The sequence below is a fragment of the Halomonas sp. HAL1 genome (assembly GCF_030544485.1).
Lineage (GTDB): Bacteria > Pseudomonadota > Gammaproteobacteria > Pseudomonadales > Halomonadaceae > Vreelandella > Vreelandella arctica.
The window spans coordinates 1,138,115-1,157,679 of record NZ_CP130610.1; the positions used below are offsets into that span (position 1 = coordinate 1,138,115).

Annotated in this window: 15 protein-coding genes and 2 tRNA genes; 13 read left to right on the top strand and 4 right to left on the bottom strand. The window is 53.8% G+C overall.

The window, feature by feature from the left end; translation table 11 throughout:
* Positions 1 to 155 precede the first annotated feature (155 nt).
* Together Q3Y66_RS05435 and Q3Y66_RS05440 are read left to right on the top strand one after the other, a co-directional pair.
* A complete protein-coding gene (locus Q3Y66_RS05435; protein ID WP_008958576.1) occupies positions 156 to 1,187 on the top strand; it encodes a succinylglutamate desuccinylase/aspartoacylase family protein in 1,032 nt (343 codons plus the stop codon).
* A gap of 207 nt (positions 1,188 to 1,394) precedes the next feature.
* Positions 1,395 to 2,867: a catalase gene (locus Q3Y66_RS05440; protein WP_008958575.1), complete on the top strand. Its 1,473-nt coding sequence runs from the start codon at positions 1,395 to 1,397 to the stop codon at positions 2,865 to 2,867.
* 50 nt (positions 2,868 to 2,917) lie between these two features.
* Here Q3Y66_RS05440 and dusA read toward each other — a convergent pair whose 3' ends face one another.
* Complete coding sequence (gene dusA, locus Q3Y66_RS05445) at positions 2,918 to 3,931, bottom strand: tRNA dihydrouridine(20/20a) synthase DusA (RefSeq protein ID WP_008958574.1); 1,014 nt, start codon at positions 3,929 to 3,931, stop codon at positions 2,918 to 2,920.
* A gap of 345 nt (positions 3,932 to 4,276) precedes the next feature.
* On the opposite strand from dusA, the gene Q3Y66_RS05450 reads away from it, so the two are divergent.
* Positions 4,277 to 4,546 (top strand): hypothetical protein, encoded by a 270-nt coding sequence (locus Q3Y66_RS05450; RefSeq protein ID WP_008958573.1) that lies wholly within the window; start codon positions 4,277 to 4,279, stop codon positions 4,544 to 4,546.
* A gap of 143 nt (positions 4,547 to 4,689) precedes the next feature.
* On the opposite strand, the gene Q3Y66_RS05455 is transcribed toward Q3Y66_RS05450, so the two are convergent.
* Entirely contained in the window at positions 4,690 to 5,496 is an 807-nt protein-coding gene (locus Q3Y66_RS05455) for a sulfite exporter TauE/SafE family protein (protein WP_008958572.1), read from the bottom strand.
* A 146-nt stretch (positions 5,497 to 5,642) separates the two neighbouring features.
* On the opposite strand from Q3Y66_RS05455, the gene Q3Y66_RS05460 reads away from it, so the two are divergent.
* Positions 5,643 to 6,239 (top strand): hypothetical protein, encoded by a 597-nt coding sequence (locus Q3Y66_RS05460; protein WP_008958571.1) that lies wholly within the window; start codon positions 5,643 to 5,645, stop codon positions 6,237 to 6,239.
* A 5-nt stretch (positions 6,240 to 6,244) separates the two neighbouring features.
* On the opposite strand, the gene Q3Y66_RS05465 is transcribed toward Q3Y66_RS05460, so the two are convergent.
* Positions 6,245 to 6,769, bottom strand: a complete 525-nt coding sequence (locus tag Q3Y66_RS05465; protein WP_008958570.1) for a helix-turn-helix domain-containing protein — start codon at positions 6,767 to 6,769, stop codon at positions 6,245 to 6,247.
* 302 nt (positions 6,770 to 7,071) lie between these two features.
* On the opposite strand from Q3Y66_RS05465, the gene gltX reads away from it, so the two are divergent.
* The 3 genes from gltX (at position 7,072) to Q3Y66_RS05480 (ending at position 8,921) form a co-directional block, all read left to right on the top strand.
* Positions 7,072 to 8,574, top strand: a complete 1,503-nt coding sequence (gene gltX, locus Q3Y66_RS05470) for a glutamate--tRNA ligase (RefSeq protein WP_008958569.1) — start codon at positions 7,072 to 7,074, stop codon at positions 8,572 to 8,574.
* A 129-nt stretch (positions 8,575 to 8,703) separates the two neighbouring features.
* A tRNA-Ala gene (locus tag Q3Y66_RS05475) sits at positions 8,704 to 8,779 on the top strand.
* 66 nt (positions 8,780 to 8,845) lie between these two features.
* A tRNA-Glu gene (locus Q3Y66_RS05480) sits at positions 8,846 to 8,921 on the top strand.
* 671 nt (positions 8,922 to 9,592) lie between these two features.
* Here the strand turns inward: Q3Y66_RS05480 and gltA are convergent.
* Positions 9,593 to 10,879 carry a citrate synthase gene (gltA, locus tag Q3Y66_RS05485; RefSeq protein ID WP_008958568.1) on the bottom strand — a complete coding sequence of 429 codons (1,287 nt, stop codon included), beginning with the start codon at positions 10,877 to 10,879 and terminating at the stop codon, positions 9,593 to 9,595.
* 500 nt (positions 10,880 to 11,379) lie between these two features.
* Here gltA and sdhC point away from each other — a divergent pair, with 500 nt between their 5' ends.
* The 6 genes from sdhC (at position 11,380) to odhB (ending at position 19,453) form a co-directional block, all read left to right on the top strand.
* Positions 11,380 to 11,757, top strand: coding sequence for a succinate dehydrogenase, cytochrome b556 subunit (sdhC, locus tag Q3Y66_RS05490; protein ID WP_202945549.1), 378 nt, complete (start codon positions 11,380 to 11,382; stop codon positions 11,755 to 11,757).
* Complete coding sequence (sdhD, locus tag Q3Y66_RS05495; RefSeq protein ID WP_008958566.1) at positions 11,751 to 12,098, top strand: succinate dehydrogenase, hydrophobic membrane anchor protein; 348 nt, start codon at positions 11,751 to 11,753, stop codon at positions 12,096 to 12,098. The genes sdhC and sdhD overlap by 7 nt, the downstream gene beginning before the upstream one ends.
* Before the next feature lie 4 nt (positions 12,099 to 12,102).
* Complete coding sequence (gene sdhA / locus Q3Y66_RS05500; RefSeq protein ID WP_008958565.1) at positions 12,103 to 13,875, top strand: succinate dehydrogenase flavoprotein subunit; 1,773 nt, start codon at positions 12,103 to 12,105, stop codon at positions 13,873 to 13,875.
* A 27-nt stretch (positions 13,876 to 13,902) separates the two neighbouring features.
* Positions 13,903 to 14,613 carry a succinate dehydrogenase iron-sulfur subunit gene (locus Q3Y66_RS05505; RefSeq protein ID WP_008958564.1) on the top strand — a complete coding sequence of 237 codons (711 nt, stop codon included), beginning with the start codon at positions 13,903 to 13,905 and terminating at the stop codon, positions 14,611 to 14,613.
* Between the two features lie 365 nt (positions 14,614 to 14,978).
* The gene (locus tag Q3Y66_RS05510; RefSeq protein ID WP_008958563.1) at positions 14,979 to 17,813 is read left to right on the top strand and encodes a 2-oxoglutarate dehydrogenase E1 component; all 2,835 of its coding nucleotides are present in this window, start codon (positions 14,979 to 14,981) and stop codon (positions 17,811 to 17,813) included.
* A 38-nt stretch (positions 17,814 to 17,851) separates the two neighbouring features.
* The gene (odhB, locus tag Q3Y66_RS05515) at positions 17,852 to 19,453 is read left to right on the top strand and encodes a 2-oxoglutarate dehydrogenase complex dihydrolipoyllysine-residue succinyltransferase (protein ID WP_008958562.1); all 1,602 of its coding nucleotides are present in this window, start codon (positions 17,852 to 17,854) and stop codon (positions 19,451 to 19,453) included.
* The last annotated feature ends 112 nt before the right edge of the window (positions 19,454 to 19,565 follow it).

Below are 19,565 nucleotides of genomic sequence, written 5' to 3' on the forward strand. Positions count from 1 at the left end.
TTTACATTCAAAACTGTATGGATAATTGACTCAACGCATAACGTAAGTTAACAAATTCGTCATTTTGCCAGTGACAGCGTATAAACAGGCAATGTTACTAGCTTTGAATCATACAAACATCGCGAAAATAACCGATTAAAAACAGGACATAAAGCATGGCGCGAGCTCCTTTTCAGTTGGGCGAACATACCATTATGCCCGGCCAACGCTTACAAGTGGATGTGCCGGTGGCGCGTTTATATACCCATACGCCGCTGCATATCCCCGTGGAAGTTGTTCACGGCCGTAAGGATGGCCCCGTGCTGTTGGTGTGTGGCGGTATTCACGGTGATGAAATCAACGGGGTGGAAATTGTTCGCCGGGTGCTACGCGCAAAAGCGATCAATAGCATTCGCGGCACTTTAATTGCTGTGCCGGTGGTGAATGTGTTTGGTTTCTTACAGCAAACACGTTACTTGCCTGATCGGCGCGATCTTAATCGCTGCTTTCCAGGCAGTGAATCGGGTTCGCTAGGCGGGCGCATTGCCGCGCTGTTCCGCGAACAAATCGTCGATCACGCCACCCATATTATTGACCTACACACAGGCGCCATTCATCGCACTAACCTGCCACAAATCCGTGCTCAATTGCGCCCAGGCAGTGAAACCGAGCGTATGGCCGATGCCTTCGGTGCGCCCGTGGTACTCAATGCGGAACTGCGTGAAAGCAGCCTTCGCCATTACGCCCAGAGCCGTGGCATTCCGGTATTGACCTATGAAGCAGGCGAAGCGTTGCGTTTTGACGAGTGGGCGATTGCCCCCGGCGTGCGCGGTGTGCTGCGAGTAATGCGGCGCCTAGGCATGCTGACCGGCGAGCAGCGCCGCCGCACGCCAGCGCCCGCCGAATTGGCCAATGGGTCAAGCTGGGCGCGTGCGCCTATCGACGGCATTTTGCGCCCCAAGGTGCGCCTGGGCGCCCGTGTTGCCAAAGGCGAAGTGCTGGGCAAAGTGGCAGACCCCTTTGGTAATGACGAGGGCGAAGTGCGTGCTGTGGCGGATGGTATCGTGATTGGGATGAGCCGCTTGCCATTGGCCAACGAAGGCGAAGCGCTGTTTCATATTGCCCGTTTTGATGAAATTGAAGAGGCCGAAACCGCCGTTGAAAGCTTTAATTCCAGCTTAGTGCCGCCCACTGATTCGTTCTCTTAAATACTTATTGATAAATAAAAACTATTGAGCTGATAGGCAAGCGATAGCCTTCGCGAATGGCAAGTTAGTGACTCGTTGACTATACCTATGATGGGCTTTGTTAGCGGCTATGAAAATGACAACAATGAGGATAAATAGCCAAGCTTTCATCGTACTAGAACGAGTGGCGATCATACGCCACGTCTGCCGTGACATGGAGGAAAAGCGATGACGAGCGATAAACCAAAACACACCACAACGGATGCGGGTATACCGGTTACCAGTGATGAGCACTCACTCTCAGTAGGCCCCGATGGGCCGATTGTTCTGCATGATCACTACTTGATGGAGCAGATGGCTGCCTTTAATCGGGAAATGATTCCGAATCGTCAGCCCCACGCAAAAGGGAGTGGCGCCTTTGGTCACTTCCAAGTAACTCACGACGTTAGCCAATACACCAAAGCTGATTTCCTCCAGCCGGGCAAGAAAACCGAGATGTTGGCTCGTTTTTCGACGGTGGCCGGTGAGGCGGGTAGCCCGGACACTTGGCGCGATCCTCGTGGCTTCTCCCTGAAGTTCTACACCGAAGAGGGCAACTTCGACATGGTGGGTAATAATACCCCTGTGTTCTTCGTTCGCGATCCGCTCAAATTCCAGCACTTTATCCACTCACAAAAGCGTCGAGCGGATAACGGCTTGCGTGATCACGATATGCAGTGGGACTTCTGGACGCTTTCTCCCCAATCTGCCCACCAGGTAACCTGGCTAATGGGCGATCGTGGTATCCCCGCCAGTTGGCGCCACATGAATGGCTATTCCAGCCATACCTATATGTGGGTGAACGCTGCAGGCGAGCGCTTTTGGGTGAAGTACCACTTCAAAACTGACCAGGGCATTAAATGCATGACCCAGGAACAGGCCGATAAAATGGCGGGTGCGGATGCCGACTACCATCGCCGCGACCTGTTCGATGCCATCAAACGTGGCGATTATCCCACCTGGACGCTGCAAGTTCAGATTATGCCGTTTGAAGATGCGAAGACTTACCACATCAACCCTTTCGATTTGACCAAGGTGTGGCCGCACGGCGACTACCCGCTGCAAGAAGTCGGTAAGATGACGTTGGATCGCAACCCCGTCGATTTCCACAGCCAAATCGAACAGGCAGCGTTTCAGCCCAGCAACTCGGTACCGGGCACCGGTTTCTCGCCGGATAAAATGCTGTTGGCGCGGGTAATCTCCTACGCTGATGCGCACCGCGCGCGTTTAGGGGTGAACTACCAACATATCCCCGTTAACGCGCCCAAGGTCCCGGTTAACAGCTACAGCCAGGGTGGTCAGATGCGTATTAACCACTCCACCGACCCGGTGTACGCACCTAATAGCAAAGGGGGCGCGCACGCCAACCCGGAAAGGTACCCGGAAGATGCGGTATGGGAGACTGACGGCGAGTTGGTTCGCGCTGCCTATACGCTGCGCCCGGGCGATGGCGACTTCAACCAAGCCAATGACCTGGTCAATAAGGTAATGGATGATGCTGCCCGCGACCGATTGGTAAACAACATTGTGGGCCACGTTTCCGACGGTGTTGAAGAGCCGGTGCTATCACGGGTATTTGAATACTGGAAAAACGTTGACCAAACGATCGGCGAGCGTGTTGAGCAGGGCGTAATGGCGAACCGCCGGGAAAACGGTCAGTAAGCTTACGCTAGTAGGAAAGCGAACCCGCTACGCTTGCGTAGCGGGTTTTTTTATACAACGCACTCGGGTTCGTGCACCAAGCTAAGCGCGTCATCAAATAGGCGTAATCCTGCGCCTTCTTTATGCGCGTGTTCCGACAAATGACGCCGAAAACGCCGGCCGCCCGGGCAACCCTGGAACAAACCCAGCAGGTGACGCGTAATGTGATTCAGCTTCGCGCCTTCATCCAAGCGCTGCTGAATATAAGGCCGGAATGCGTTCGCAGCATCCAAACGGCTCGCCGCGGGGCCTTTTTCACCAAACAGCTGCTCATCGACGCCTGCCAGCAGCCAAGGGTTCTGATACGCCTCACGCCCCACCATCACGCTATCCACATGGGTAAGCTGTTCACGGCACTCGGCAAGCGTTTTAATGCCGCCGTTAATGCCAATATGCAATTCAGGTCGGCTCTGCTTTAAACGATGAACGCGGGGGTAATTAAGCGGCGGCACATCACGGTTTTGCTTAGGCGACAAACCCTGCAGCCACGCCTTACGGGCGTGAACGGTAAACACTTCGCAGCCTGCGTCCGCAACGATAGCGATAAACCGTTCAAGGTCAGCGTCTTCATCTTGATCATCGATGCCAATACGGCACTTCACCGTGACTGGAACAGACACCGCGGCCTGCATCGCCCGCACGGCATCGGCCACCTTTTCGGGGTAACCCATCAAGCACGCGCCAATCATATTGTTCTGCACGCGGTCGCTCGGGCAACCCACGTTCAGGTTCACCTCATCGTAGCCCCACGCCTCGGCAATCGCCGCGCACTCCGCCAGCTCACCGGCATCGCTGCCGCCCAGCTGCAGCGCAAGCGGATGCTCCACCTCGCTGTAGCCCAAAAAGCGCTCACGGGGCGTTCCGTGCAAAATCGCACCGGTCGTCACCATTTCGGTATACAGCAGCGTCCGCTTGGTTAAGGTGCGGGCAAATGCTCTATAGTCCTTTGTAGTCCAATCCATCATCGGGGCCACAGAAAAAAGCCGCCCACGATCTGCACTATTTTCTTTAAGTAAATTAGTCATTTAGTAACACTGTTGCTGCACTGAGTGCAGTCATTGCCTCTTAAAACCGTAATTCACGCACCTGATGTACCAAATTGTACCAAGCAGTTTTAACAGCTGATGCCTAAAAAACCTGGTACACCTTGAGAACTTTTTCAGAGGTAGTGTGATGTATGCGCGCCATTGTACGTAAGCGCGCCATTGTACGTAAGAAAGGGCGCGCAGCACATAGCAGGGTATATGCCACAGCGCCGTGATTGGGCGAGCATAAATGAAATTCTTTGCTACGCTGGGGGTGTCGCCATGAAGGAAGCGGCTACGGCCCCAGGTTTTAGGGGCGATTTCATTGGATGAACGAGGTGCTAAATGGCTAATTTTACTCAAACGAACATGAGCCTGGATCATTACACTTGGGACGCAGCGCCTAGCGATGATCCACGCGTCACGGGTGAGCCTGACAGCACGCTATTTAACCGCCAGCAGGGTTACGAAGTGCTTTATATGCTGAACACGGTGCTGTCCGCTTCCGCTCCCATCACGGCGCTTCACAAGGGTGAAGAGATGATCCGTGATGAATTGCCGAGTGATACACGCGAGCAGTTGGACGTGAAAAAGTGGCTTGATCAACGCCTGTGATCGACTGACCGCAGGCAGCGTTCAGGTTAGCGCTCGATAGATGTAAAATGCCCCGGCCATAAAAGATGGTCGGGGCATTTTTTTGGCTGCGCTGCGCACGCACCGCCAAAGGGCGCGCTTGTATTAGCGCTATCCGCTCTCCCTCACGCCGTAAACACCGCATACACCATCTGCAGTGCCAGCCCCATCAACATAAACGCGAAAACGCGCTTGAGTAGGGCGACGGGCAATTTATGGGCGAGCCTTGCACCGATGGGAGCGGTGAGAATGCTGAACGGCGCCATTAGTAGAAACGCGGGAAGATAAACATAGCCTAGCGCGGCACTCGGCAGCCCGGCTGTACTCCAACCATTAATGATGTAACCCAGCGCCCCGGCGACGGCAATGGGTAGCCCGACGGCTGCCGAGGTGCCAATCGCGCGGGGGAGTTTAACATTGCACCAGGTGAGGAAGGGCACGGTTAGTGAGCCGCCACCAATCGCCACGAGCGCTGAAATACCACCGATGCCCAGGCCCACACCGCTTACTCCCATAGGGCTAGGTAGGCCGCGGTTCGGTTTGGGCTTGATGTTTGCCAGCATCTGGAGTGACATTAGCACCATAAAACAGGCGAAAAAGATGGCTAGGCTTCGGGTGGGGATCAGCGCGGCGATAAAGGTGGCTAAAAACGTGCCGACTAAAATGCCGGGGGTAATAAACCGCACGATGTCCCAGCGCACCGCACCGTGCCGATGGTGGGAAAGCAAGCTGGCGGTAGACGCAGGAATAATAGACGCCATGGCAGTGCCTAACGCCAAGTGGGCGAGATGTTCATGGGGCACACCTTGAAGTACAAATAGCGACGTTAAAATCGGCACCATAATGCCACCGCCGCCAATCCCTAATAAGCCTGCCATTAAGCCAACAAAGCCGCCGAGTGCTACATATGCCAACCACCAGATGATGTCCAAATCCGCTGCTCCTAAAAGTGTCTTGTTAGCACGATAAGCACATTGTACCGGAAGCGGCGCGTGTAGCGGGGCCAAAGTCGAGTATTCGACTGTGGTAGCGGCGATGCAGTGGTAAGCTGCAGGACAAGTAATGTTTCGGAGTTCGTATGCGTAAGGTAATAGGCAATGTTGGCATTTTGGTAGTGGTAGTTGCGCTATTGGTAGGCTGTAGCGACATGGAGGAGCCGTCAACTGAAACGGTTTCCTCCGCGCAACCTGAGGCCACCCCTGAAGCCCCGGTGACGGAGTCGGAAATTGCTGAGGTAGAAGTAGAGCCGCTTGTTGTCGAGATATCGACGCAGGTCGCCTTACGTAGCGATCGGCGCTTAATGGTGGAAGGCAAAAGCAATTTACCGGATGGCACCCAAGTACGCATTGTAGTTGAGCGTGAGATCAGCCGGGTGCGTTGGCAGGCAAGAACGCAAATCGAAAATGGCCAGTTTGCAGCCGGCCCGTTTGGCTCTGGCAGTGGGCTGCCCGATGGCGGCTACGATGTCCGTGTAGAAGTTTCGGAGGGCAGCGTGCAGCCAGTCGCCGTGCAGGCGCGTATTGGCCACGAGGGCCAGCACCTGGCGGGAGAGCTTGTTAGCCAATCCCGCCACGGGCTGGGCCAGGTGGCCACCTACTCACAGCGTTTCTTGGTGGGGAGTGAGCCAAGGCAAACGCGTGACCAGGTGGAGGTGCTAGAGAGTCCGGTGAGGTAGACGCTTTAGGCAGGATGCCAATGGGCTAAAAGTACTGCATGAATCGATGTGTCGCTGGGGGCTTTGGCGAAGTGCTCAATGACGAAACGATCGCCGCGTTGCACCACGTAGTGGCCCGCTTTATGAAACACATGGGTAGGCCCGAGCAGCAGTAAGTCGCCAGCGTTAACGGGCGAAAAATCTGTACCTTGGCCGGGTGTTGCCATCACACATGGTGCTTTCCAGTCGATGTTCAACGGCAAATGACTGGGCACTTTAATGGTGGTTGCCTGTACCTGTTCCCAGGGGAGGGGACCAGTATGGGTCAACGTTAATAGCTCGGGTGCGCTATCACCTTCCAATAGTGTTGCCAGGGAGCAGTCGAGGGCGTCAGCGAGCGCAACTAAGCGTTCGTGACCGATCTGTTTGATCGCCCCGGATTCCCAATAAGAAATGGTGACATCTGACACGCCAACTTTGCGTGCAAGGGCAGCTTTGTTGAGCTTGGCCCTAAGCCGCAGTTGCTTGATACGTGAGCCTAGCGATTCCATTTCGTTTTCCTGATGATGAGCTCAAAAGCTCGTGAATGTCTTCCACTATAGTCGTCTTTTTCAATATAAATAGTGGCGCTACTAACATACGTTATTGCTCTGCTTCAGTCTTGAGGTATGCGCTCAAGGTGTTGCTGCAGTGCCATACTAAGCGATTGTGCTTTAGCGCGCATTAGTGGACAAATAACGTTGAGTTAATTTCTCTGACGCTTTCTTACGCGAGTTGTTCCCTGGGTGCCGCTGTTGGTTGCGCCTAAGGTGCGTATAATATCGCCATGCTTTTTTGCCAATAGGACGTTTTCATGACCGTACGTACTCGCATCGCGCCTTCTCCGACAGGGGACCCCCACGTTGGTACGGCTTACATCGCGCTTTTTAATCTATGTTTTGCTCGTCAGCATGGCGGCCAATTTATCCTTCGTATTGAAGACACTGATCGGGTGCGTTCTACGCCTGAATCAGAGCAGATGATTCTCGATTCATTGAGCTGGCTGGGTCTTGAATGGGATGAAGGCCCTGATGTGGGTGGCCCCTATGGCCCCTATCGGCAGAGCGAGCGTGGCGACATTTATGCGCAACACGCTCAACAACTTTTGGATGCCGGTCATGCGTTTAAGTGTTACCGCACCAGTGAAGAGCTTGATGAGCTGCGTGAGACACGCAAAGCAGCAGGATTGCAGCTGGCCTTAAAACCTGCGGATTTAGCGCTGGATGAACAAGAGCAAGCCCGCCGTGAGCAAGAGGGCTGGCCTTATGTAGTACGCATGAACGTGCCCGCCGAAGGCGTGTGCGTTGTTAAGGACATGCTGCGTGGTACGATTGAGGTGGAGTGGGCGCAGGTAGACGCGCAAATTTTGCTCAAATCAGATGGCATGCCTACCTACCATTTAGCTAATGTGGTCGACGACCATTTAATGGCAATCACTCATGTATTGCGTGGAGAGGAGTGGATTAACTCCGCACCAAAGCACCAGTTGCTGTATGAGTATTTTGGTTGGGAAATGCCGCAACTTTGTCATATGCCGCTGCTGCGCAACCCAGATAAATCCAAACTCTCCAAGCGCAAGAACCCAACGTCGATCAACTATTATCGTCGAATGGGCTTTTTACCCCAGGCCGTCACCAATTATTTGGGGCGGATGGGTTGGTCAATGCCCGATGAACGCGAGAAATTCAGCCTGCCAGAAATGATGGCAGAATTTGATGTGCAGCGTGTCTCGTTAGGTGGCCCCGTCTTCGACCTGGAGAAGCTGACCTGGCTGAACGGCGTATATATCCGTGAAGACCTGGATGACGATGCGCTGTTAAGCGCGCTGCGTGAATGGGCTTTCAATGAAGCCTATATTAAGCAGATTCTGCCGCAGGTGCGGCCGCGGGTAGAGACGCTCTCTCAGGTCATGCCGTTGGCAGGGCACTTCTTTTCGGGCTTACCGACACTGACTAAAGCGTCGTTTGAGAGTGTGAAGCTGGAGGAAGAGGAGCTGGTAAAACTGCTCCAGTTCCTTGTTTGGCGGTTTGAAGGCGTCTCAGCTTGGAATAAAGAGGCGCTGCTAAGCGACGTTAAGCTGCTGTCCGAGCATTTTGATTTGAAAATGAAAGCGTTCTTGGCACCGGTGTTTATTGCGATTACCGGCAGTACGTCCAGCACCTCGGTTATGGATGCCATGGCGATTCTTGGCTCCGACGTTACCCGGGCCCGCCTGCGCAGCGCGATAGAGGTGTTGGGTGGCGTTTCCAAAAAACAGGCGAAGCGTTTTGAAAAAGAGTTTCGTGAAATAGCTTTGTTAAATAGCTTTGTGAAATAGCTTAGTAAAATCAGCTAACCACAATTGATATAGCGCTAGCGCCAATTTCTTATCTTTAAGGAATTGGCGTTTTTCATGTTGACGAAGGTCGGCGGAATCAGTATTATACGCTCCGTCTTCGCGACATGTGGGGCCTTAGCTCAGCTGGGAGAGCGCAACACTGGCAGTGTTGAGGTCAGCGGTTCGATCCCGCTAGGCTCCACCAATTCAGCGGCATGTGAATAGTTGCTCGGGAAGACACGCTTTTAGCGTTATATGTCTAGTGTTATACGTCCCATTCGTCTAGTGGTCTAGGACACCGCCCTTTCACGGCGGTAACAGGGGTTCGAACCCCCTATGGGACGCCACTACTTACTATTCCCTTTCTAATGTTTTTTTCTGGCAATGAGTCTTCTCATCTGCTGGATTTCTGCGTTCCCGCCGTTCACAAAAAAGCTACAAATCGCCACTTTTTGGGCGATTTTATGCTTGACTTGTCCACTTTTGCGATTCTGATTTCAAGGTTGTGCACAACCCCTTGTTGTTGACGCAAAAAATATTGAACAGAACTTAAATCGTTTAAAAACAGCTACTTACATTAGGTCAAAAAATGACCAATTTAAGGCTGGCCCACTGCCCATGGCGATTGCGGGACGTTTTAAAGTGGTTGTGAACAGGGTTATCCACAGATAGTGTGGAAAACCCTGAGCGAGGCCGAGAGGCAAAAATGTCAAGCGATATTAGGGGGTGTTCAGGCGTTTTAATGGTGGTGATTTAGCGCAATGGCTGATTCAAAATTGACTAAGTAATGGTGCTATCCAGGGAAGTCAGTTGGGGGTGGTTACCACGGGTATCATAGAAGCGCGTCAGGCGGTGAGCTTGCTCAAGCCCTCGTTGGTGTAGCGGCGCAAGCTGCAAACCGTGTAGAAGCCGTTGTTAGCACAAGTCGCTGGTAGGTAGCTTGACGTAATGTCAGCGTGAAAGGGGCCGTACGCAAAAGGCCACCCGAAGGTGGCCTTTGATCAAGCGGGGTGTTGATTTATTTTTTCGGGTAGTCGCGTTGGTCGTGACCAATGTAGAGCTGACGCGGACGGCCGATTTTGTAGCTTTCGCTGAGCATTTCGTGCCAATGAGAGATCCAGCCAATGGTGCGCGATACCGCGAAGATCACGGTGAACATATTGGTGGGGATACCCATCGCTTTCAGAATGATGCCTGAATAGAAATCGACGTTGGGGTACAGCTTACGCTCGATGAAGTATTCGTCTTCAAGGGCGATCTGCTCAAGTCGCTTGGCAATTTTAAGCTGTGGGTCGTCGGCCATGCCGAGCTCGGCGAGGACTTCGTCGCAGGTCTCTTTCATTACCTTGGCGCGCGGATCAAAGTTGCGATAAACGCGGTGACCGAAGCCCATCAGCTTGAACGGGTCGTCTTTATCCTTGGCTTTATCAACAAAGCGCTGGATGTTCTCTTCCGAGTCTTCGCCGATTTCGTCAAGCATGGCCAGCACGGCTTCGTTAGCACCGCCGTGAGCGGGGCCCCAAAGTGCCGCGATACCTGCGCTGATACAGGCGAACGGGTTAGCGCCCGTGGAGCCTGCCAGGCGTACCGTAGAGGTAGAAGCGTTCTGCTCATGATCCGCATGTAGCATAAAGATGCGGTCCATGGCTTTCGCGTATACCGGGTTGATTTTGTACTCTTCGCACGGGTTGCTGAACATCATGTAGAGGAAGTTCTCTGCATAGCTCAGGTCGTTGCGCGGATAGTTGAACGGCTGACCCACATTATACTTGTGCGACATTGCTGCCAGCGTCGGCATTTTAGCAATCAAACGGATCGCGCTGATGATGCGATCTTCTTCTTGAGTGATGTCCATATGGTCGTGATAGAAAGCGGCTAGGCCACCTACTACGCCACACAGGATAGACATCGGGTGCGCGTCGCGGCGAAACCCTTTAAAGAAGTTGTTGATTTGATCGTGAACCATCGTGTGGTTACGAATGCGCGATTCAAAATCAGCGTACTGCTCATCGTTAGGTAGCTCACCAAACAGCAGGGTGTAGCACACTTCTACGAAATTAGACTCTTTGGCCAGCTGGTCGATGGGGTAGCCGCGGTGAAGCAGTACGCCCTTGCCGCCATCAATATAGGTGATGGCAGACTGGCAGGAAGAGGTGGCCATGAAGCCGGGATCGTAGGTGAACAGGCCTTCAGCGCCTAAACCGCGTACGTCGATGACGTCGGGGCCAAGTGTGCCGGAATACATGGGTAGCTCGATCGGTTTATCAAGACCGTCTACCGTCAATGTCGCTTTCCTGTCAGCCATGCTGGCCTCCTTTCGAATTCGGGTTGGGACGTAAAGTCATTGCTGCGCATACCGCGCCGGCGAAAAGGCCTGCCCACTATAGAAGTGTGCGACATTTTGTCAATTAGCCTAAGCGCTAGCTGCGTATTGTACGAAAATTGTTATTATGATGAGGTTTGTATAAGAATTAAAAGTCTACAATATGACAAAGCGTTAAAAGTCCGACGATATTTTAACAATAGTTTAACATGAGATGTTAACAGGCTTATCAAATTGCTACTCTATCGTCACTATAGCGATGCTGCAGCGCAAAATCGAATCCGAATGATGGCAATTTTCTTGCACCATAGTCGAGTTCGGTTTGTAAGCGAGGGCGAAGGTTCTTATAATCCACGGCGCGCGACCGGCAGGTAGGTGGTCGTGCCCGACTTGGCAACGGCCGAGCCCCTTCCAGCAACCACCGCCCGCTCGGGCCATGCCCGACCTGTCGTAGAGCGGGCCAAGAGAGTGTGTACAAAGCCGTGAATAGCAAACGACCCGTAAACCTAGACCTTACTACGATCCATTTCCCACTCCCGGCCCTGACGTCGATCGCACACCGTATCACGGGTGTCATCCTGTTCGTTGGCCTGATTTTCGCTTTTTGGGCGCTGGGTAAATCCTTGTCATCTCCGGCGGGTTTTGACGCCGTTAGCGATGTGCTGGCCAATAATTTCTTGGCTAAGTTAATCGCTTGGGGGCTGTTGTCCGCCCTGGCATTCCACTTTGTCGCAGGCATTAAGCACCTGCTGATGGATGTCGACATTGGTGTGACCCTTGAAGGTGGCGTACAAAAAGCGCAGATCACCGTCGTGGTCAGTGCCGTTCTGATTATTCTGGCAGGAGTTTGGGTATGGTAACTAACATCACAAGTTTTGGCCGTAGTGGGCTTTCTGACTGGCTGATGCAGCGCGTTTCTGCGGTGATTCTGGCCGTCTACACGGTCTTTATCGTTGCCTTTCTGCTGTTTAATCCCGATCTCGATTACTACGCGTGGAGCGGCCTGTTCAACCAAACGTGGATGCGGATTTTCTCGCTATTGGCCTTTGTCGCCTTAGCTGCACACGCCTGGATCGGCCTGTGGACCGTCACCACCGACTATCTCAAGTCCACTCGCCTGCGCGTGGGTGTCCAAGCTGTCATCATCCTGGGCATTTTCGTGTACTTGGTGTGGGGCATTCAAATTCTGTGGGGAGCTTGAATACATGTCTAATCTGCGTAGCCTGACGTTTGACGCCATTATCATTGGTGGTGGTGGCTCTGGCCTGCGAGCCGCTTTGGAACTGGCGAAGTCTGGTAAAAAGACGGCCGTGTTATCGAAAGTTTTCCCGACCCGCTCTCACACCGTATCTGCCCAGGGTGGCATCACCTGTGCGATCGCGTCCGATGACCCGAATGATGACTGGCGCTGGCACATGTACGACACCGTTAAAGGCGGCGATTATATCGCTGACCAGGACGCGGCCGAGTACATGTGTTCTGAAGGCCCGAAAGCGGTATTTGAGCTCGAGCACATGGGGTTGCCGTTCTCGCGTTTAGATAACGGTCGTATTTATCAGCGTCCGTTCGGTGGTCAGTCGAAGAACTTTGGTGAAGGCGGTCAGGCGGCACGTACCTGTGCAGCCGCCGACCGTACCGGCCACGCACTGTTGCACACGCTTTATCAGAATAACTTGAAGAACGACACCGTGTTCCTCAACGAGTGGTACGCGGTGGATCTGGTCAAGAACGCCAGCGGTGATGTGGTTGGCTGTATCGCCATGTGCATCGAGACGGGTGAAGTGGTTCACGTTAAATCCAAGGCCACGGTACTCGCGACCGGTGGTGCAGGCCGTATTTATGCTTCTACTACTAACGCCTTGATCAATACCGGTGACGGTATCGGCATGGCGCTGCGTGCTGGCTTCCCGATGCAGGACATGGAAATGTGGCAGTTCCACCCGACCGGTATTTACGGTGCGGGCACGCTGGTCACAGAAGGTTGCCGTGGTGAAGGTGGCTACCTGATCAATAAAGACGGCGAGCGGTTCATGGAGCGCTACGCGCCGAACGCCAAAGATTTGGCCGGTCGTGACGTTGTAGCTCGTTCGATGGTTATGGAAATCCTCGAAGGTCGTGGCTGCGGCGAGAAGGGCGATCACGTCTTCTTGAAGCTTGATCACCTGGGTGAAGAAGTGCTTGGCAAGCGTCTGCCCGGTATCGTTGAGCTTTCTAAGACCTTTGCTCACGTCGACCCGGCAAAAGACCCGATCCCGGTCGTGCCGACTTGCCACTATATGATGGGCGGTATTCCGACCAATATTCATGGTCAGGCGATTACCCAGGATGAGAGCGGTAACGATCATATCGTTAACGGTCTGTTTGCCTGTGGTGAAGCGGCGTGTGTATCTGTTCACGGTGCTAACCGCTTGGGCGGTAACTCACTGCTGGATCTCGTGGTCTTCGGCCGTGCCGCTGGCATGTTTATCGAAGGCGCGCTGAACGCAGGCATTGAGTACCTGGACGCTTCCGAGTCTGATATTGAGTCAGCCATGAAGCGGATCACGCGCTGGAACGAGTCTGAAGGCGGCGAAAGCATTCCTGAGCTGAAAGCTGAGCTTCAGGACATCATGCAGACCTCCTTCGGCGTATTCCGCGAAGAGAAAAACATGCTGGAAGGCGTCGATAAGCTAGCGCAACTGCGTGAGCGTATCGCTAATGCCCACCTGCCTGACAAGTCCAATGCCTTTAACACCGCGCGTGTCGAAGCGTTAGAGCTTGATAACTTGATGGAAGTGGCAGAAGCGACGGCGATCGCTGCCCTTGAGCGTAAAGAGAGCCGCGGCGCCCACTCGCGCTACGACTATCCAGACCGTGATGACGTCAACTGGCTGAAGCACTCACTCTTCTTCCCGCTGACTAAGCAGTTGAAGAAGCGTGACGTTAACTTCAAGCCGAAAACTGTTGATACGTTCGAGCCTAAGGTTCGTACCTACTAAACGCCGCATAGACGAGAGGGAGTCACTATGTCCAATCTTCAGGTATCCGTATACCGCTACAATCCGGAAACCGACTCCGCACCTTACATGCAGGAGTTTCAGGTCGATACCAAAGGCCGCGATGTGATGGTGCTGGATGTTCTTCATATGATGAAAGAACAAGACAGCGGTTTGGCGTTTCGCCGCAGCTGCCGTGAAGGCGTCTGCGGTTCCGACGGCATGAACATGAACGGCAAAAATGGCTTGGCGTGTATTACGCCTTTGTCAGACGTTGTGAAAAACAACAAGCTGGTGCTGCGTCCGCTGCCAGGCTTGCCGGTTATTCGCGATATGGTCGTCGATATGGGCTTGTTCTATAAGCAGTACGAGCGTATTCAGCCGTATCTGCAAAATGACACGCCGCCGCCTGCCATTGAGCGCCTGCAGTCGCCGGAAGAGCGCGACAAGCTAGATGGCTTATATGAGTGTATTCTGTGCGCATGCTGCTCAACGTCTTGCCCGTCGTTCTGGTGGAACCCAGAGAAGTTCGTTGGCCCAGCCGGTTTGCTGCAATCTTACCGTTTCCTGGCCGACTCCCGTGACACGGCTACCAGCGAGCGGTTGAGCAATCTGGAAGATCCGTTCTCGGTGTTCCGTTGCCGTGGCATCATGAACTGTGTGGCGGTTTGCCCAAAAGGCCTTAATCCCACTCGGGCGATCGGTAAAATCCGCGAAATGCTTCTTGCAGATGCTACCTAAGTCTATGACATTTGAGTAAAAAAGCGTGTGCCACTTAAGTTGGGTAATAATGCCACTTAAATCATAGCGCTTCGCTTGTTATCATAGGGTTTGTCACGTGGTGCGGCGTCACGTCGCACCGCTGGTCAGACAAGTTTGAAAGCCGGTGCCTTGGGTACCGGCTTTCGAGCATGAACTGAAGACGAAACACCGTATGACGCGTTAGATGATGAATAGCTTGATGATGTATAGCTAGATGAACAGGGTTTCCGGCCGTTGGCCGGCGCCGCCGGCAAATGTCCCGCCCCGCCGGCAGGGCAATAGCGATGTCGCCGCACGTTTGCGACGATACCGATACCACCCCATCAGTGCAGGGTGACCGAGAGATGCAACAAGGCATAATGGAGTTGATGTGGCGTTCCTCTCACGTTAGTGGCGGCAATGTTCACTACGTGGAAGCGCTTTACGAGCAGTACCTCGCCGATCCTGAGTCTGTCCCTGACGAATGGCGCAGCTATTTTGATGAGTTGCCGCGTCCCGAGGGCAGTGCCTCCCACGATGTTCCACTAAGCCCAGTCCGTGATCAGTTCTACCAGCTGGGGCGCGAAAGTCGTCCGGGCCGTGTAGTTGCCGCTGCCGATAGCGGTGAAAACAAAAAGCAGGTAAAAGTCCTGCAGCTGATTAACGCTTACCGCTTCCGTGGCCATCAAAAGGCCAATATCGACCCGCTAGGACTGCGTAATCCCACCCCCGTCCCCGATCTCGACCTGTCCTTTCATCAGCTCTCAAAAGCTGATTTGGACACCGAGTTCCAAACCGGTTCTTTCTTTTTAGGTATCGACAAAGCGCCATTGCGTGACATCGTTGATGCGTTGGAGCGCACGTATTGCCGCTCCATCGGCTGCGAGATCATGCATATCGTCGATACGGAAGAGAAACGTTGGTTACAGCGACGTTTCGAGTCGGTACGCAGTGCGCCTGATTTCAGTGCTGATGTGCGTAAGCACGTACTGGAGCGTTTGACGGCCGCTGAAGGTTTGGAGAATTACCTGGCATCCAAATATCCAGGTACCAAACGCTTTGGTCTTGAAGGCGGTGAAACGTTTGTGCCAATGATGGATGAACTCATCCAGCGTGCCGGCGGTTATGGCACCAAGGAGGTGGTCATCGGCATGGCACACCGTGGGCGACTCAATCTGTTGGTCAATATTTTGGGTAAAAACCCAGCTGACTTGATTGATGAGTTTGATGGCAAGAAAGTTATTGAGCGTGGCTCAGGTGATGTGAAGTACCACCAGGGCTTCAGTTCGAACGTCATGTCCCCGGGCGGCGAAGTCCATTTGGCGATGTCGTTTAACCCATCGCACCTGGAAATCGTCGCACCCGTAGTGGAAGGTTCGGTGCGTGCACGTCAGGACCGTCGTAACGACGAAGAGGGTAGCAAAGTGCTGCCAATCAACGTCCACGGCGATGCGGCGTTTGCCGGTCAAGGCGTGGTGATGGAGACATTCCAGATGTCCCAGACCCGTGCTTATAAAACCGGTGGCACGATTCATATTGTGATCAACAACCAAGTGGGTTTCACCACATCACACCCACTGGATGCTCGCTCTACCGAATACTGCACTGATATTGCCAAGATGGTTCAAGCGCCTATTTTTCATGTCAATGGCGATGATCCTGATGCAGTGCTGCACGCTACCCAAGTTGCTCTTGACTATCGCCAGCAGTTCAAGAAAGACGTGGTGATTGATCTTGTTTGCTACCGTCGTCGTGGCCACAACGAAGCTGACGAGCCGTCAGGCACGCAGCCGATGATGTATGCCAAGATCAAAGATCACCCCTCTGCGCGCTCGCTTTATGCCAAGCGCCTGGTTGATCAGGGTGTGCTCTCTGAAGAGGCCGCCAAAGCGATGGTTGAAACCTATCGTGATGACTTGGTGGCGGGTAACCACGTAGCCAATGCGTTGGTGCAAGAGCCTAATGCCTCTCTATTCGTTGACTGGGCGCCTTACCTCGGCCACGAGTGGACCGGCGATGCAGACACGACGATTGATATGAAGCGTCTGCAGCAGTTGGCTGCCCGTATGTGCGAGGTGCCGGATGGTGTCGACGTGCAGCGTCAAGTGGCCAAGATTTATGAAGACCGCCGTAAAATGCAGGCCGGTGGGCTGGGGCTTAACTGGGGCTTTGCTGAAACGCTGGCCTACGCCACGCTGCTGGATCAGGGGCATCCGATTCGGATTACCGGGCAAGACGTCGGGCGCGGTACGTTCTCCCACCGTCATGCTGTGGTGCATAACCAGAAAGATGGTTCCACCTATGTGCCGCTGCAGAACATGGCCGATGGTCAGCCGCGTTTCACCATTCATGACTCCTTCCTTTCGGAAGAAGCGGTACTGGCATTTGAGTATGGCTACTCAACCACAGCGCCGAATGATTTGGTGATCTGGGAAGCCCAGTTTGGTGACTTCTTTAACGGTGCCCAGGTGGTCGTTGACCAGTTCATCTCTTCAGGTGAAACGAAGTGGGGCCGGGTGTGTGGTCTAACCATGCTGTTACCCCACGGGTATGAAGGCCAGGGCCCGGAGCACTCTTCGGCGCGCTTGGAGCGTTTCCTGCAAATGTGTGCTGAGCACAATATGCAGGTGTGTGTACCGACGACTCCCGCACAGATTTATCATCTATTGCGTCGTCAGGTGATTCGTCCGCTGCGTAAGCCGCTCATCGTAATGACGCCTAAATCACTACTGCGTCATAAAGAAGCGACGTCGAGCCTTGAAGATCTGGCCCACGGCAAGTTCCATATGGTGCTCGCTGATCAAGCCGATCTTGCGCCTGAGAAGGTCACCCGCGTTGTGCTTTGTGCTGGCAAGGTCTACTACGACTTAGCCGCTTGGCGCGCCGAGAATGAGCGTCATGACACGGCAATCTTACGTCTTGAACAGCTTTATCCCTTCCCGAAAGAAGAACTTCTGGAAGCGCTGCAAGGCTATACCAACGTAGAAGACATTGTGTGGTGCCAGGAAGAGCCGCTTAATCAGGGCGCTTGGTACTCCAGTCAGCACAATATGCGTGCAGTGGCCGATATGCTGAAAGATGGCTTCGGACGCGAGTTGAAATTTGCAGGACGTCCTGCCTCTGCTGCACCAGCAGCTGGCTATATGTCCGTCCATACTGAACAGCAGCGCCAGCTGGTGGAAGACGCTTTTAATTTATAAGCGGCCACCGGATTTAGAGAACACATAAGGGAAACGACATGGCTACTGAGATCAAAGCGCCAACCTTTCCGGAATCCGTTGCCGAAGGCACAGTGGCGGCGTGGCATAAAAAGCCGGGTGACAGCGTTGAGCGTGACGAGCTGATTGTTGAGATTGAAACCGACAAAGTGGTGCTTGAAGTCGTCGCACCGGAAGCGGGTACCCTGACCGACGTGATGGCCGAAGAGGGCGATACCGTTCAGTCAGAGCAGGTGCTGGGCAAAATCGGTGAAGGCAGTGCGTCAGGCAGCAAAGAAGAGAAATCTTCTAGCGATGATAGCGCTGAAAAATCCGAAGAGAAGTCCGACGCTAAGGCGTCGGAAGAGAAGCAAGAAAAGCCTGCCAGTGGCGGTAGCGGTGGCGGCAAGCAGCACGACGTAAAAGCCCCGAGCTTCCCTGAGTCGATTCAGGAAGGCACCGTGGCCACTTGGCACAAAAAAGTCGGCGAAGCGGTCAAGCGCGATGAGGTGCTGGCCGACATCGAAACCGATAAAGTCGTACTGGAAGTGGTTGCTCCGGCCGATGGCGCTCTGGCTGAAATTAAAGCCGAAGAGGGCAGCCAGGTCGAATCCGAAGCGATTCTCGCGACCTTCACCGAAGGCGCCGGTGGCGACAGCAGTGGCAGCGAAAGCGGCGGCGATTCAGCGCCTGCTAAAGCTGACACCAGCAGCGACGACGATGGCGCCGATGAGAAAGTCGGTGACAAGATCCTCGCTCCGGCTGCCCGTAAAATGGTGGCTGAGCACGACCTCGACGTTGCCAAGATTAAGGGCACCGGAAAAGGTGGCCGCATCCTGAAAGAAGACGTACAGAAAGCGGTCAACGACGGTTCCGCCAAGAAAGCAGCCAAATCGGCTGCACCGGCGAAATCGGCTGCTGCTGCACCGGCTGCTGAAGGTGAGCGCATCGAGAAGCGCGTGCCGATGAGCCGCCTGCGTCAAACCATCGCCAAGCGCTTGGTTCAGGCGCAGCAAACTGCGGCGATGCTGACTACTTATAACGAAGTGGACATGACCGAGATCATGGCCCTGCGTGCGCAGTACAAAGAGACGTTCTTAAAAGCTCACGACATTAAGTTGGGCTTTATGGGCTTCTTTGTAAAAGCAGCTTCTGAAGCGCTCAAGCGATTCCCGGACGTTAACGCCTCTATCGACGGTACCGATATCGTTTATCACGGTTATCAGGATATCGGCGTTGCGGTCTCCACCGACCGTGGCTTGGTTGTGCCGGTACTGCGTGACACTGACAGCATGAAAATTGCTGACGTCGAGCGCAAAATTGTCGATTTCGGCAAGCGTGGTCGTGACGGTAAGCTGGGCATGGACGACATGATCGGCGGCACCTTTACCATCACCAACGGCGGTACCTTTGGCTCGCTGATGTCGACTCCGATCATCAACCCGCCGCAAACCGCCATTTTGGGCATGCACAAGATCCAAGATCGTCCGATGGCAGTCAACGGCAAGGTCGAGATTCGTCCGATGATGTATCTGGCGCTCTCCTATGACCACCGCATGATCGACGGCAAAGACGCCGTTCAATTCTTGGTTACTTTAAAAGAATTGCTGGAAGACCCAGCACGTTTGCTGCTGGACGTCTAAAAAGAGCATAAGCGTCATATTCATTAATTACGCTACTGCTTAACCAGGATTTATCTGCAATCGTACACAGCCTGCTCCCCGCTTCGAATTTAAGCGGGGGGAGAGGCCAGCA